Genomic DNA, 13,990 nt, shown 5'->3' with positions numbered 1-13,990 from the left:
GGCGCCACGCACCCCACACCGCGCACCTCACGACTCCAGGAGGAGGCAGTGCAGGGAGCTCCCGGCCGCGACCAGCCCCGTGTCCTCGGGCACCACGGCGATCGCGTTCGCCCAGGCCAGGCCCAGCAGACTGGTGCGCCCCGGCTCGCTGGTCGGCTCGGCCCGGTAGCCCTGGGCGGGTGAGCCCGTCAGGTGGACCGGGACGAACTCGCGCCTGCCCACCGGGGAGTCCCAGCCGTGGGTGACCGTGGCCGGCAGGCTCAGGCGGTGGAGCGTGGACCAGCCCCCGATCTGCCGCAGGACAGGACGCACAAAGGTCTCGAAGGCGATCTGGGCGCTCACCGGGTCGCCCGGCAGGCAGAAGATCGGGGTGTCACGCACCGTGCCCAGGCCGAACTGGTGGCCGGGGCTCATGGCGACGGCGTCGAACCGCACCGAGCCCAGCGGGGCCAGGACGTCCTTGACCGTGTCCCCCTGCCCCAGGGACATCCCCCCGGTGGTGATCAGGACGTCAGCGCGCACGAGCTGGTCCTCAATGGTCTCCGTCAGGGGACGCACCTCGTCGGGGACCGCCGCCACCCGGAAGGCCTGCCCCCCGGCCTCGGTCACCGCCGACGCCAGGGCGTGGCCGTTGGCGTCGTAGACCTCACCGAGCCCGCACCGGTTACCCGGCTCCACCAGCTCGTCGCCAATGGAGACAATCACCACACGGGGTGCGGGGTGGACCTTGACCCGGTGGCGGCCCAGGCCGGCCAGCAGCCCGACCTGCCGGGCGGAGACGCGGCTCCCCTCGGTGAGGACCTTGACCCCGGCCTCGACCTCCTCGGCCCGGCGGCGCACGTTCTGCCCGGCCACCACGGCGCGGCGCACCACCACCTGCGAGGTGCCCCGGTCGGTGTCCCTCCAGGACACGACGGCGTCGGCCCCCCGGGGCATGGGCGCACCGGAGTCGATCAGGACGCAGGCACCACGCACCAGCCGCATGGCGCGGGCGTCCCCCGCACGCACGGCGTCCATGACGTCCAGGCGGACGGAACCGCCTGAGCCGGCCCCGGCCACCTCGGCGGCGGTGACGGCGTAGCCGTCGCACCCTGCGAGATCCGCCACCGGCAGGTCCATGTCGGCCACCACGTCCTCAGCCAGGACGCAGCCGACGGCGTCGGGAAGGACCACGTCCAGCGGTGCGGCGGCGTGGGCGATCTCAAGGCAGGCGGCCAGGTGCTTGGCGACGGTTATCATCAGGTGTCCTCACGTTCCGGCGTGTGTCCGGTTACCAGCGCGAGCCTACCGTCCCCACCGGCCCGGAAGGTCTCGCAGCGGTCTCAGCCCGGGGGCGCTACCGCGTCAGGACGCCCGCGACCAGGGGGCTTCGCCGCAAGCGCAGAACCTCTGTGCCTGCCGGCGCCCCGCTCGGGGCCTGGGAGGATTGCCCCCATGAGCACCCCTGCCCCCGTCCTTCCCGACGTCGCCTTCCTGGAGGTCAGCGACGCGAAGGACGCGCTCCGGGTCACCCTGCGTGAGCAGCGGCGTCACCGTCACCGCCACCCTGTCGGCCACCACGACCCCACCTGCGAGGCCCTGACCGAGCACGCCCTCCAGGCGGTCGCGGGCATGGGCGCGGTGGCCGCCTACGTGTCGGTGGGCTACGAGCCCTGCACCCGCCTGCTCCTGGAGGAGCTGCGATCACAGGGGGTGCGTGTGCTCCTGCCGGTGCTGGGACCGCGCCTGTCGCGCTCGTGGAGGTACTTCGCCGGCAGCGACGACCTGGCCGAGCGCGCTCCGGGGCGTCCGCCGGAGCCGAGCGGGCAGCCGCTGCCGCCCGAGGAGATCGGGCAGGTCGAGGCCGTGCTCGTCCCGGCGCTGGCGGTGGACCGGGCGGGTCGGCGCCTGGGGCAGGGCGGTGGGTGGTACGACCGCGTGCTGCCGCTGCGCCGCCCCCAGGCACCGGTGTTCGCCCTGGTCTACGGCGACGAGCTCGTCACCAGGCCCCTGCCGACAGAGCCTCACGACGTGCCCGTGGACGCCGTCATCACCCCCACCGAGTGGTTCCTCCTCCAGGGATCCGCCTTCTCCGGCCGGTAGCCGCCGGGGCCACGGGGCGAGGCCTGGCGGCGCGGCCGAGGGCGGGTGACGCGGTCGGCGGGCCACGCGGCTGCCGCCAGTAGGCCGGTAAGGAGGCCCTGGCGGCGCGGCTGGAGCGGGCGTCACGAGGGCACCGCGACGCCGCGGGTGACGCGGTCGGGGCGGACGCGCTCGCGCAGCGCTCGGGCATCCCGAAGGGCGGGCCACGCGGCTGCCGTCAGCAGGAGGCTCCCAGGCGCCTGAGGTACTTTCCGTGACCTGCCCCGCACCCCCCGGAAATAAGGAGGCTCCCAGGCGCCTGAGGTACTTTCCGCGGAATCTCGCGGCGTCATCCGGTGGTCCGGGCCTGTGGAAAACTCTTTGTCCACAGGGCCCGGCGCCCCCGCTGGCCTGAGGGGGCCGTCTCAACCCACGCTGGAGGCATGTTCCTGCGACGACGCTCCTCCCGCCCACGGCCCCCCTCCCGGGGCCGGCCCGACGCCCCGCAGCCCGTCTCCCGACGTCACCAGCTCCCTGACGTCCCGCAACCGGCTACCCGACGCCGTCGGCCCCGGCCCTCCACCGTGCTCTGGCGCTGGAGGCACCTGGTGGTCGCCACCTGCGTGGCCGGGGCCGTCCTGGTGACCCTGTCCGTGCTGCGCCCGCAGCCGGTGCAGGGGCGTATCGTCTGGGTCCTGGAGCACGACGTCGTGGCCGGGACGCTCATTACCGAACAGGATCTGGAGGAGCGTTCGCTACCAGAGGAGGCGCTGCCCTCCGGGGAGCTGGCCGGGCCGGAGGTCGCGGGGTCGCGGGCGGCCGTGGCCCTCCCGGCAGGCACGATCCTGACGCCCTCGCTGGTGAGCGGTCAGCTCGCTGCAGGGCTGGCCCCCAGTGAACGGGTGGTCCAGATTCCGGTGGATATCGGCGCGGCCCTGGCCCAGCCCGGGAGCCGGGTAGACGTCATCGGGGAGAACACAACGAGCTCCTCCCGGCAGGCCGACGAGGCTGACACGCAGTCGTCGGCAGTACTCTGCACAGGCGCCAGGGTGCTCCAGGTCGAGGTCCCGGAGGAGCCGGGCCTGTGGTCAGGTAATAAGAATGTTACATATGTAACACTTGCTGTTTCCGGGAATAGCGCTAGCGTGGTCGTTAGCGCGGCTACACATGGAGCGCTCGGCATCGTGCTGAGCCCGTGACGCCGTCAGGCAGTGCAGCGCCTCACGCACTGCTGTCTTCACACGTCAATGGTGTCCCGGAGCACGTACGTGCCCGGCAGCGCCCCGTCGAAAGGTACCTCCCTCCATGCTCAAGGGCTTCAAGGAGTTCATCTCCCAGGGCAACGTGATCGAGCTCGCCGTCGCCGTTATTATCGGTAACGCCTTCAAGCCGATCGTCGACAGCGTCACCAAGTTCATCCTGAACATTATCGGCGCCCTCGTGGGCTCCCCGAACTTTGACTCCGTGGCACAGTTCAAGATCGGGGAGAAGTCGGACTACATCCAGCCCGGTACCATCCTCACCGCCGTTATCAACTTCCTGATCGTGGCGGCCGCCGTGTACTTCTTCGTGGTGGTTCCCATGAACAAGCTCGCCGCCACCCGCAAGAAGGAGGAGGAGGCCGCTCCCGCCAAGCCCACCGAGGCCGAGCTCCTCACCGAGATCCGCGACCTGCTCGCCACCCGGCGGGGCTGAGGACGCCAAGGGCCGCCCGCAGCGGCACTGGACTACGCGAGGGTTTGGCGCGACCTCGCCGCCAGCCCGGTCAACGGCCTCGGTACTGGCCTACGACGCACGAGGGGTCGGCTCAGTAGAGCCGACCCCTCGTCATATAACGGGGCAGCAGGGCCACGAGCACCCGCCCACCCCTAGGCCAACCACACCCCTCCCTCCGTGAGAACGGTACTTATTCGTCGCGAGAACGGTACTTGTTGCTCGCGAGAACGGTACTTGTTCGTCGTGAGAACGGGTGGGTCCGGGAGGCCCGTCGCGTCCTCTGATAGGGGCACGTGTCTCCTGGCGTAAACCTAGGCAGGTTACGCAATACTCTGGATGTCCTACCAGCCGTCCGCCGCTCTGTGCTCCTGTGCGTGTCGCAATCTGAGGATCAGGGCGGAGGGCACTCCTGGCCGTACCAGAGCCCAGGCCCCTGACCTGCGTGGACATTGAGCGCATAAAGACGGGGGCGGGGTGGGGTCGGCTCTGATCCTCAGATTGCGACAGAACAGTCGCCCCACACTACGCAGGCCGCGCATAGATCCCTGCTCTCGGCACGAACCAGCCCAGGAATGGTGCGGTTAAGCGGCCTGCAAGGCAGGAGCCGAGCCGCCCGTCCTCCCCGGCCGATGACGTCGGTCGAGCAGCACGCCCAAGGCAGGAGCGGAGCCGAGGTGGGAGCGGAGCCGAGGTGGGAGGAGAAGGGGCCGAGGTGGAGTGAGGCAGGAGCGGGGGCGTGGCCGTCGTGACCTGTTTTTGGCTCCGTCCCCCGGGTTACTGCCAGTGGGGTGGGACCTCGGCCAGGAGCCGGGCGTCATTAGCGTCCCCCGTCGTGCCGGTACGGCCCAGGGGACCGCTCCGCCCGCACGCATCCGTCAGGGCGTCCACACTCCGGCGGCGCTCCTCCTCAGCCTGCTGGGCCGGCAGCTCACCGCGTGCGATCCGCGCCAGGTCGGCAGCGCAGAGCGCCACCACGCGACGCCGCGCACGCCCACCAGCAGTACCACCAGTACCACTGGCACCGCCTGCGGGCACCGGGCCCGGTGCCAGGCCACCGGCCACACCAGGCCGGTCTGCCCCCGCCACGCCAGCCACCTCACCCGTCCAGCCAGGGGCGGACTCGGAGTCGGCGGACCGGGCAGCAACGGGCCCTCCCACCTCAGGAGCAGCCGCCCCGGTCCAGCGGCCGAGCCCACCTGGCCCCGCCCCAGGGGCAGGACTCGGTCCTGTCGCGGGTGCACCGACCACCAACCCCGGGACCCCCGCCCCAGGGGAAGGGCGGGCGCACCCCCGGTCACCACCTGCCGCGTCCGCCTCTCCCCCGGGCTCAGCGGCCACGCCGCACCACGCCTTTCAGGATGTTGTCGACCGCGGAGCCGCGGCGTTGCAGCCCCAGGGTGACCCGCAGCTCCTCAACCTCCTCAAAGTCCTCACGCTGGACGCCGTCGGAACGGATCCAGGCCATGAGCTCGTCAAGCGCGTCGTCGGAGTAGTGCTGCAGGGGGAGCCCCTGGGCGAAGCGCGGCCGCGGTCCGCGCTCACGCACGGTCTCCAGGTCCGACGCCGCCGACGCCGCCGAGACCGCGGACACGGCTGAGGCCCCCGAGACGGCCGAGGTCGCGGACACCCCCGAGACGGCCGAGACCGCCGACCTGCCAAAGATCGTTGACGTCGCGGACGCACCCGACGCCCCTGTCCCACGCCACTGGATCCCCGCGGCCTCGGCACTCGACGCGCTACCAGCAGCGCTGCCTGCAGGCTCACCTCCACCACCCGGCACGCCTTCCGCACCCCGGCCCCTCAGGTCTGACGCGCTACCAGGGCCTGGTGTGCTGCCCGCACCCCAGCCCCCCGGGCTCGACGCGCTACCAGCACCCAGGGAGCTCCCCGCGATAAGGACCCCCTCGGCACCGTGCAGGGCGCCGTCAGGCTCGGTCACCGACTGCCCCTGGGGCACCCCCTCCAGGACCTCGGGCACGTCCTCCACGCGCACGGGCACGACCTGGTGGACCCGCCCCTCCCGGACGGCCTGCCGCTGGGTGAGGATGTCCAGCACAATGCTCTCCACCGCCTGGGCCTCACGCTCAGGATCCACGAACACCCCCGCGGAGTAGGCCATGTAGACGTGCCAGCCACGCCTCTCCAGGCGCTCCACCCAGTGGCGGTCACGACGGCGCAGGCTCGGCTCGGCCACGTAGGCGGCGTCGTCAGTGAGGACCGCCACCAGCAGCTCGCCGGGGCAGTCAGGGTGCCCGATCGCCAGGGGGATGCGCACCCCCCCGCGCACCCCGTAGCGCGGCACCACCGTCAGGCCCTTGCGCCACAGGTGCTCGGCCAGGTCCACCAGGAGGCGGTCGGGGGCCGTGGACTCGGCCACGCTCTGGGCCGGCTCCCCGCCCGCACGCGCCAGGACCTGGCGCAGCAGGCGCGGCCCGGCCGCCTGGAGGCGGTTGGGGTCAATGTCCTCGGCGGCCAGGCAGGAGACCACCTGGGTGGTGCCCCGGGAGACGGCCAGGGCCTCCACCAGCCCCACCATGCCCCCGTGCGTGGAGACCGCGCCGAAGGAGTGGATGGTGCGCCCGTGGGGCGTCTTGGCGTAGCCCACCGAGAGGATGACGTTGTCCCGGCGCAGGGAGCGCACCTGGGTCAGGTCCACCACCGCGAAGGGCTCACCGACGTCCTCCGAGAAGAACGCCTCCAGGGAGGGCGATCCGGTGGTGGCCGCGTTAATGGCCCGCTGGACCTCCTCGGCGTGCCGGGCGTTGAGGGCGATGACCGCCAGGCTGCGCTCAGGGGTGGTCAGGGCGTGCTCAATGACCAGGTCCACCACCCGCTCCACCTCGGCGGGGACGGACTCCACGGCGGCCTGGCCCGGGGCGGGCATGCCGCGTCCCTCGACCAGGTCCAGGCTGAGCTGCCAGGCGCCCGGCGGGGCGGGGACGGCGTCAATGACGTTGTCGTAGCCGTTGGCGGCCAGGAAGACGGCGATCTCCGCGTCCAGCGCGTGACGTCCCAGGGGCAGGGTCACCCGTGGCAGGAGGGAGCCGAGCTCGGCGGCCAGGCCGAAGGTGTCCCGGCGCGGGTCGCCGACCACCAGCACCTGCTCGGCGCGGACGAAGGCCGGCAGGACCTGGGCCACGGGCATCTGCGCGGAGGCGTCCAGGACCGCCAGGTCCACCACGGCGTCGGGGGTGAAGACCTGCGGCACGAGGGTGGGCGGCACGATCCACACCGGGGTGGCGGTCAGGGCCAGGGGGAAGACCCGCAGGATGTCACGCAGGGGCAGCTTGTCCTCCCGGCACAGGGCCAGGTAGAGGGCGCGGGCGGTGTCCTTGTCGGCGTCGACGCTGGCACGCACCCGGGAGGCGTAGGCGGCCAGGACCGGCCCGGCCAGTGAGGCGGACTGGGCGGTGTCGAGCCGACGCAGGGAGGCGGCCAGGGCGGTCAGCGCGTCGGCGTCCAGGCCCCCCATGTCCGGGTCCTGGCGCAGGGCGTAGGACAGGATGGAGATCCACCAGCAGTAGGTGAGCTCGTCCTCGATACGGCTGTCGGGCACCTCCCGGGCGGCCAGGTCCTTGACCAGGGGCCCCAGCCCCAGCTCGGTGAGCTCGTCCAGGACCTGGTTGGCCTCGGGCATCCTCTCGGCGCTGGCGGCGTCGTCCAGGAGGGTGCGTACACGCTCGGTCAGCTGGTCCAGGGGCATGTCGACCAGGACCGGGGCGTCCTCGGCGCGCCCCAGGACGGGCTGGAGGGCGGCCACGACCTCGTTGGTGGCCACGGCGGTGCGCTGCATGTCGTCCAGCCCCCGGGGCAGGCGCGGCCAGCCGTTGTCGGGGTCGTAGCGGCGCCAGGTCTCCCGCCGCCGCTGCACCTTGACCAGCTCACCGTGCAGGTCGCTGACGTTGCGGCCCGGGCGCACCAGGTCCTTGGCCTGCTTAATGAAGCGGCGCCGGGTGGAGCGCTTCATCTCGATGGAGCGCTCCTCACGCCACCGGCGGGTGGCGGTGGCGATGACCAGGTCCGCGGCCGAGCGCTCGAAGACCTCGGGCAGGAAGACGTCCAGGGACTCACGCACGCCGTCGAGCACCTCCATCTGCTCGTCCCACTGGCTCAGGGTGGCGGCGGGCTTCAGGCCGGTGAAGTCGCTGACGGACCGCACCTGCTCAGTGAGGGTGGGCAGAAGCTCCTCGGCCAGGCGGGCCAGGCGGGCCAGGGTGTCGGTGACCTCGTCAATGTCCGTGACGTCCAGGCTCCGCCAGGCCGAGGCGGAGAGCCGGGGACTGAGGATCCCCAGGGTGTGGGCACGGTGCAGCAGCCAGATGGCCCGGTCCAGGTCCTCGGCGCCTATGCGGCCCATGTGCTCGGGGGCGATCCGGGCGGTGGTGCGGGCCCGGGCGCGGCCGCTGGTGAGCTCGGCGAGCTCCTGGAGGGCGTCGTAGGCGGACACGCCCCACGGGTCACGCTCACGGTGGAGGGCCTCGATGTAGCGGCCCAGGCGTCTGCGCACGGCCACCAGGCGCTGGCGCTGGAGGCTAATGGACTCGGTGTCCAGGTCGGGGACCTGCACCCCCAGGGCGGTGCGGACCGTCTCGGCGGCGTGACGGCGCCAGTCGGGGTCCTCGGTGAGGTCGGCGACCATGCTTCCCAGCCCGGCCTCGCGCAGGACCTGGGCCACGGCGTGCCCGTCGGCGTTGGAGGCGGGCACGTGCAGCACGGTGCGCCCGGAGGCGGCGGCGTCGGCCAGGATGGCGGCCAGGGTGTCGGCGACGTCGGAGCCGGGGGGCGCGTCGAGCAGGAGGGAGGCGCCCGAGCTGACGGCCTCGACGGCGTCGAGCTGGGCGGGGTCGAGGTCGCCGATACCCCGCTCGGCGCTGGGGGCGCGGTCGGTGCGCACCGGCTCGGGCAGCGTCACGTCCAGGGCGGCACGGGCCTGCTCGTCACCGGCCAGGGCAGCTACCAGGGCGGAGGCGCGGGCGCGCTCCTCCACGGCGTCGAAGTCCTCTACCAGGGCCTGCCCGGGGTGGACGAAGGCCCCCATGACCAGGCGCTCGTGGACGTCGAAGGCAGGCAGGTACTCACGTCCCAGCGCACCGATACGGGCCAGGGCCGAGCGGGGGGTGAAGCCCTCCCGGGACAGGGAGGCCCGGGCGATGGCCTCCACGTTCTCCGCGGCGCCGTAGCGGCGCAGGGCGCGCACGAGGACGGGGTTGACCTCAATGGTGGGCTCCAGGGTGATGGCGGCCTCCGCGTTGGGGCCGGTCAGGCGCACGGGCCGCAGCAGGACGGGGGCGTTGACGGTCCTGGTGGAGCGTACGGGGGTGGTGCGTTCCAGAGGGGTCAGTCCGGGCTTCTTGTCCTCGGGGTCCTGGTCACCGTTCTCGGCGTCGTCCTCGTCCTTGGGGCGGGTGACGGTCTCGTTCCAGGTGGCCACGCCAATGGCCAGATAGACGGGGGCGACGCCGAACTGCCGGGCCAGGCTCTCGGTGCGGGAGGCGACCTCGCGCAGGCACTGGCGGGCCACGCTCAGGGCGGAGTGCTCACGGATGAGGTTGGTCAGGTGGGTGGGTCGGCCCGCGTAGAGCTGGGCCAGGCCGGAGGGGTGGGCCGCGGTGAGGTCCACGACGCCGTCGATGACGGTAATGTCGTCCAGGCTGGCGACGCCCCCCAGGTCCACCAGCTCGCTGCGCCACGAGGTCAGGGCCGCGTCCACGCGGGCCAGACGCACGGGATCCCCCAGGGGGGGCATGACGGGCGGCGGAGGGGCCGGGACGCCGTGGGCCGGCGTGACCTCGGCGGGGGACGGCTCACGCGGCTCGACGGGGACGTCCGGGCTCTCCGGGTCGGCGGCCCAGGAGACGGCTGGCTCGTGGACGGGTGCGCGATCCGCCGAGCGGCGCCGAAAGCGGCCGAAGAAGGAGAGCAAGGGCGTCATGCCACATAACGTACCGGCCGCCCTCGCCCAAACCGGACAGGCGCGGCCGGTTTCCGCCCCGGGGAGACACGACGGCGGGGGCTCCGCCTGGCGGGGGCACTGAGGAGCACACCAGGCTCGCCCTGGCGCTGTTCGGGGCTCCGCCTAGTGGGGGCTAGTGGGAGGCGGGGGCAGTGGCCCAGGTGCCGCTGGCCCGCGCCCGGCACCTTGGGAACGTATCGACCGCCAGGCGCAGACCGCCAGGCACCGCTGGCCCGCGCCCGGCACACCATGGCACCCGGTGGGGACAGGAACAATACGGGGGACGACCGGTCCACCTGGCCGCCGCCTCGTGGCACCCGGTGGGGACAGGGGCGGTACAGACGTAGGCTAGTAGGCCGTTAGTCCTTGGTTAATACGGGTTATGGCTCTGGGACGGGGCGAAGGCGTCCGGATACTGGGACGGGGGCTGTTGCCTGTACATGACCCGGACTAGGGTAGTGGCAGTTCTCACAATGAGGATCCTAAAGACAGGCGTGTGCGTGGAGGTGTGCGGTGTCCCTGGAGGTCGTGCTCGGCGAGCTGACGAGGGCGCGGTCCCTGGCGTTCGAGGCCGCCGACTCCCTGGAAGGCGTGGCGTACGTGCCGAGCACCGGCAGTGAGGCCACGTTCGGCAGTCCGGTCCTGGCCAGTGCGGCGCAGGCCTTCTGCCTGGAGCTCGAGGACGTGGTGCGTGGGCACGCGGCCCGGGCCGAGCAGACCGCCGAGGCGCTGGGGGCCGCGGCGGCCGACTACGCGCGGGCCGACCAGGAGGTAGAGACGCAGGTCGGCGCCCTGGCCGGGGGTCTGGGGACCGTGGCCCCCGGGATCGGCTGGGGTGCGGACTCGCCTTACCGTCAGCAGGGGCCCAGCCCCCAGACCCGGGAGGAGATATACCAGCGCCTGGCCAAGCGCCTGCGTGGTGACCAGCCGGCCGAGGGCGCGGACTTGCCCCACCGTCAGCAGGCGCCCAGCCCTCAGACCCGGGAGGAGATATACCAGCGCCTGGCCAAACGCCTACGCGGCGACCAGCCGGCCGAGCCTGACGTGGAGGGGTTGCGATGAGCACGAGTGCGTGGGATCTGGCGGGAGGCCTGGTTCCTGAGATCCTGGGTAGTCCAGGCGGGGTGCTGGAGGTGGCCGACTCCTGGCGGCAAGCCGGGGGGCGTGTGGGTGGTGCGGCAGGCCTGGTGGGCCAGGCCGCGGCCGGTACGCCCTCCTGGCAGGGCGAGGCCGCCTCCGCCTTCCAGGAGAGCACCGGCGGTCTCGAGACCGACCTGGGATCCCTCCAGACCACCTACCAGGGGAGCGCCGGGGTGCTGGAGTCCTACGCTGGCGTCCTCCGGGCGGCCCAGGACGCCGCTGCCACCTTGCGCGCCCAGGCCTCCAGCCTCCTCCTGGACGCCCTGGGCGACCCCGTCAAGGCCCTGGCCGCCATGGCCGCCCTGACCACCATCGCCAAGGCGGCCGCCACCATCCAGACAGAGGTCACCCACGCCGCCAGCACCGCCGCCGCAGCACTCAGCACCAGTGGCATAAGTAGTGCGAGCAGGTCGAGCTCAAGTGATGATACTGAGTGCGACGAAGATGATCACACCTGCGCGCGAGCTCCGCTGAAGAAATCAGATATAGCGAGGATCCGGGCGCAGATAAATGGTACTCAGGAACTACCAGGAGTTGATCAGGGCCGGATCGGTGACTGCTACTTCCTGGCCTCCCTGGCGGCCTACGCCTGGACCGACGCGGGCCGCAAGATGCTGCGCGACAACGTCAGGTGGGACGAGAGCAAAAAGGCCTTCATTGTGACTTTCTACAAGGACGGGGAGAAGAAGGAGATCGAGGTCAACGACTACTACACCGAGGGGAACGGCAGTGGCACCCCTGATCTTTTCAACGTGTACGAGCGCGCCTACGGGAAGCTCATAGGGAACGACGACCTTCCTGACGGACACTCAGAGGACGCGATGCAGGACCTGTCAGGGAAAAAGGCAAAGAATCTCAACACCTTCGGGGGCTCAGGGTTCCTGGGATGGCCGTGGTGGGACGACGACAAGTACACCGACGGCCAGTGGAAGCAGATCGAGGAGGCGGTTGATAGTCATCAGCCGGTCACCGCCTCGAGCGATGGCGGCAAGACCATCACTGCGAGGGTCGACACAAATGGTGACGGGAATGTAGACGACACCGACGCCGAGGGGAGGTACCAGATCGTAGATGGGCATACGTATGCCGTCATCGACATTGATGACCAGTACGTCACTTTATACAATCCATGGGGCGAAAACAAAGACTCGTCCGGAGACCGTATTCACGGAGGTAAAATCCGGATCACACGAAACGACTACCAGACATACTTTAATGAGACCCATATTGGTCAGATCTCATAGGCGCCGTCAATCCTGTGAGGCCGTGTTGTAAGCGAGAGGAGATGGAGCCGTGTCTGGTGGGCGTCGTGGGTTGTCGCGTCTGGTGGTGGCGCTTCTTGTCGTGGTGGGCCTGGTGGGTGCGGGGGCGGGTTACCTGTGGTGGGTGCGCCCACCGGTGCGCCGCGCCCCCCTGCCCCCAGGGATAGAGAAGGGTGAGGACCTGCTCCTCAGCCCCCGATACCACCCGCGGGCACTTCCACCGGTACCCTCAGCTTCTTTTCCCTTGGCACCCAGCGGCACGAGTGGGTCGCCTTCGTCACCTGGGCCACCAAGGACCCCACCACCAGCAGCAGGAACATAGAGCTGCGTCTGGGCCAGCCCGTCCACGTCCAGGACCTGGGAACCCTCACCCTGACCTGGGTCAGACCCGCCCCACCACCATGGGACCTGTCCGACGGCTCAGGCCCACGCCTAGGAGTAAACCTCAACCCCGACCCAGGCGTCACCATGTGCATGTACGCCAACGACTGCAACGAGTCGACTCAGCAGCCTACCGCCACCCCCACACCTTAACTCAGGCAGGCGTTATCCTGTGCTGTCACAACTATCAGGATGCGCTACCAGGCTCCGAGAGAGTTAGGCCCCCGCAAGCGCTCAAGGACAGGACCATCCCCAAGAAGACGACATGAACAGGACTGGTACCCCACACGACCCCGCACTAAGACAAGGAGGACCAGGACCCGTGCCTGGTGGGCGTCGTGGGTTGTCGCGTCTGGTGGTGGTGCTTCTTGTCGTGGTGGGCCTGGTGGGTGCGGGGGCGGGTTACCTGTGGTGGGTACGCCCACCGGTGCGCCGCGCCCCCCTGCCCCCAGAGATAGAGAAGGGTGAGGACCTGGTACTAGGACCGTCGATCCGGCTTGAGTTCATGTCGACCGGCGATCTCGACTTCTCCTCTCTTGGCACCCAGCGGCACGAGTGGGTCGCCTTCGTCACCTGGGCCACCAAGGACCCCACCACCAGCAGCAGGAACATAGAACTGCGTCTGGGCCAGCCCGTCCACGTCCAGGACCTGGGAACCCTCACCCTGACCTGGGTCAGACCCGCCCCACCACCATGGGACCTGTCCGACGGCTCAGGCCCACGCCTAGGAGTAAACCTCAACCCCGACCCAGGCGTCACCCGGTGCGCGCGCACCGACGACTGCAACGAGTAGATACACTATTAGAAAACGCCAATCCACATGATCAAGTTGTCGCGAAGGAAGATGTCTCACGGACCCAGGCGTCACAGGTACGGGGCATCCCGTGGCGTGCTGGTCCTGGTCGCCCTGATAGCCCTGGGCTGCTCGGTGGTGGGTTGGAGGATGTGGCAGGCGCAGCGGCAGCGCGAGGCTCACGCAATTCAGTGGCCCACCGTCAACAGCGTCGCCCTGCCCCCGGACGTGGAGGCAGGACAGACAATAAGCCTCGGCGGGACCGCCAACAACCTCACCAACACAAAGGCCGGAGAACTCTACGTGGGAAGCTGCCGGATAGAGAACCGCCAGTGGGTCGTGACCCTGGACTGGGAGCTCCACGACGCCGACGACGAGCATCCCACACTCCACCTGGGCGAGAGCGCGCACCTCACCGGACTGGGCACCATCACCCTCCTCAGCGTCACCCTACCATCACCAGCCCCACCAGACGACTTCCGATTCCCATGGGAACCCCCCAAAATAATAGACGGTGGCTACGACTATATCATGCTCAACCTCACCCTCGACCCCGGAGTCGTCCTGTGCACAGTGGGCGACAACCTCTGCAACGAGTCGACCCAGCAGCCTACCACAACCCCCACACCCTAACTCAGACAGGCACCTATTAAACATGGATCGGATACCGACATGAGCAAAAAG

General features: G+C 70.4%; 10 protein-coding genes. 7 read left to right on the top strand and 3 right to left on the bottom strand.

Translation table 11 applies throughout. From position 1 onward, the window contains the following. Positions 1-27 precede the first annotated feature (27 nt). Positions 28-1,239 carry a molybdopterin molybdotransferase MoeA gene (locus tag C3V41_RS10255; RefSeq protein WP_106110171.1) on the bottom strand — a complete coding sequence of 404 codons (1,212 nt, stop codon included), beginning with the start codon at positions 1,237-1,239 and terminating at the stop codon, positions 28-30. Between the two features lie 195 nt (positions 1,240-1,434). Between C3V41_RS10255 and C3V41_RS10250 the strand changes: the two genes are divergently transcribed. The 3 genes from C3V41_RS10250 to mscL all read left to right on the top strand — a co-directional run bounded on the left by C3V41_RS10250 (position 1,435) and on the right by mscL (position 3,756). Continuing rightward, positions 1,435-2,082: a 5-formyltetrahydrofolate cyclo-ligase gene (locus tag C3V41_RS10250; protein WP_106110170.1), complete on the top strand. Its 648-nt coding sequence runs from the start codon at positions 1,435-1,437 to the stop codon at positions 2,080-2,082. 422 nt (positions 2,083-2,504) lie between these two features. Further along, entirely contained in the window at positions 2,505-3,260 is a 756-nt protein-coding gene (cpaB, locus tag C3V41_RS10245) for a Flp pilus assembly protein CpaB (RefSeq protein ID WP_246741971.1), read from the top strand. 106 nt (positions 3,261-3,366) lie between these two features. Continuing rightward, the gene (gene mscL / locus C3V41_RS10240) at positions 3,367-3,756 is read left to right on the top strand and encodes a large conductance mechanosensitive channel protein MscL (protein ID WP_106110168.1); all 390 of its coding nucleotides are present in this window, start codon (positions 3,367-3,369) and stop codon (positions 3,754-3,756) included. A gap of 795 nt (positions 3,757-4,551) precedes the next feature. Here the strand turns inward: mscL and C3V41_RS13935 are convergent. Together C3V41_RS13935 and C3V41_RS10230 are read right to left on the bottom strand one after the other, a co-directional pair. Continuing rightward, positions 4,552-4,863 carry a hypothetical protein gene (locus C3V41_RS13935; protein WP_246741970.1) on the bottom strand — a complete coding sequence of 104 codons (312 nt, stop codon included), beginning with the start codon at positions 4,861-4,863 and terminating at the stop codon, positions 4,552-4,554. A gap of 241 nt (positions 4,864-5,104) precedes the next feature. Continuing rightward, complete coding sequence (locus C3V41_RS10230; protein WP_129591568.1) at positions 5,105-9,709, bottom strand: DNA helicase; 4,605 nt, start codon at positions 9,707-9,709, stop codon at positions 5,105-5,107. Positions 9,710-10,243: 534 nt separating this feature from the next. Between C3V41_RS10230 and C3V41_RS10225 the strand changes: the two genes are divergently transcribed. The 4 genes from C3V41_RS10225 (at position 10,244) to C3V41_RS10210 (ending at position 13,939) form a co-directional block, all read left to right on the top strand. Next, positions 10,244-10,792, top strand: coding sequence for a hypothetical protein (locus C3V41_RS10225; protein WP_106110166.1), 549 nt, complete (start codon positions 10,244-10,246; stop codon positions 10,790-10,792). Continuing rightward, on the top strand, positions 10,789-12,114 hold the full coding sequence (locus C3V41_RS10220) for a C2 family cysteine protease (protein WP_106110165.1): 1,326 nt from the start codon (positions 10,789-10,791) through the stop codon (positions 12,112-12,114). The genes C3V41_RS10225 and C3V41_RS10220 overlap by 4 nt, the downstream gene beginning before the upstream one ends. Positions 12,115-12,871: 757 nt before the next feature. Next, entirely contained in the window at positions 12,872-13,306 is a 435-nt protein-coding gene (locus tag C3V41_RS10215; RefSeq protein ID WP_129591567.1) for a hypothetical protein, read from the top strand. Positions 13,307-13,402: 96 nt separating this feature from the next. Then, positions 13,403-13,939 (top strand): hypothetical protein, encoded by a 537-nt coding sequence (locus tag C3V41_RS10210; RefSeq protein ID WP_106110163.1) that lies wholly within the window; start codon positions 13,403-13,405, stop codon positions 13,937-13,939. The last annotated feature ends 51 nt before the right edge of the window (positions 13,940-13,990 follow it).

Origin of the sequence: Actinomyces sp. oral taxon 897 (assembly GCF_002999235.1) — a bacterium.
Taxonomy (GTDB): Bacteria; Actinomycetota; Actinomycetes; order Actinomycetales; family Actinomycetaceae; genus Actinomyces.
Note: the sequence above shows the minus strand (reverse complement) of the source record. Positions and strands in the feature narration are given on the sequence as shown.

Bases quoted from the DNA above. Each gene is read 5' to 3' on its own strand.
- C3V41_RS10255 (WP_106110171.1), bottom strand. From the start codon at position 1,239: ATGATAACCGTCGCCAAGCACCTGGCCGCCTGCCTTGAGATCGCCCAC.
- C3V41_RS10230 (WP_129591568.1), bottom strand. From the start codon at position 9,709: ATGACGCCCTTGCTCTCCTTCTTCGGCCGCTTTCGGCGCCGCTCGGCG.
- cpaB (WP_246741971.1), top strand. From the start codon at position 2,505: ATGTTCCTGCGACGACGCTCCTCCCGCCCACGGCCCCCCTCCCGGGGC.
- C3V41_RS10220 (WP_106110165.1), top strand. From the start codon at position 10,789: ATGAGCACGAGTGCGTGGGATCTGGCGGGAGGCCTGGTTCCTGAGATC.
- C3V41_RS10250 (WP_106110170.1), top strand. From the start codon at position 1,435: ATGAGCACCCCTGCCCCCGTCCTTCCCGACGTCGCCTTCCTGGAGGTC.
- mscL (WP_106110168.1), top strand. From the start codon at position 3,367: ATGCTCAAGGGCTTCAAGGAGTTCATCTCCCAGGGCAACGTGATCGAG.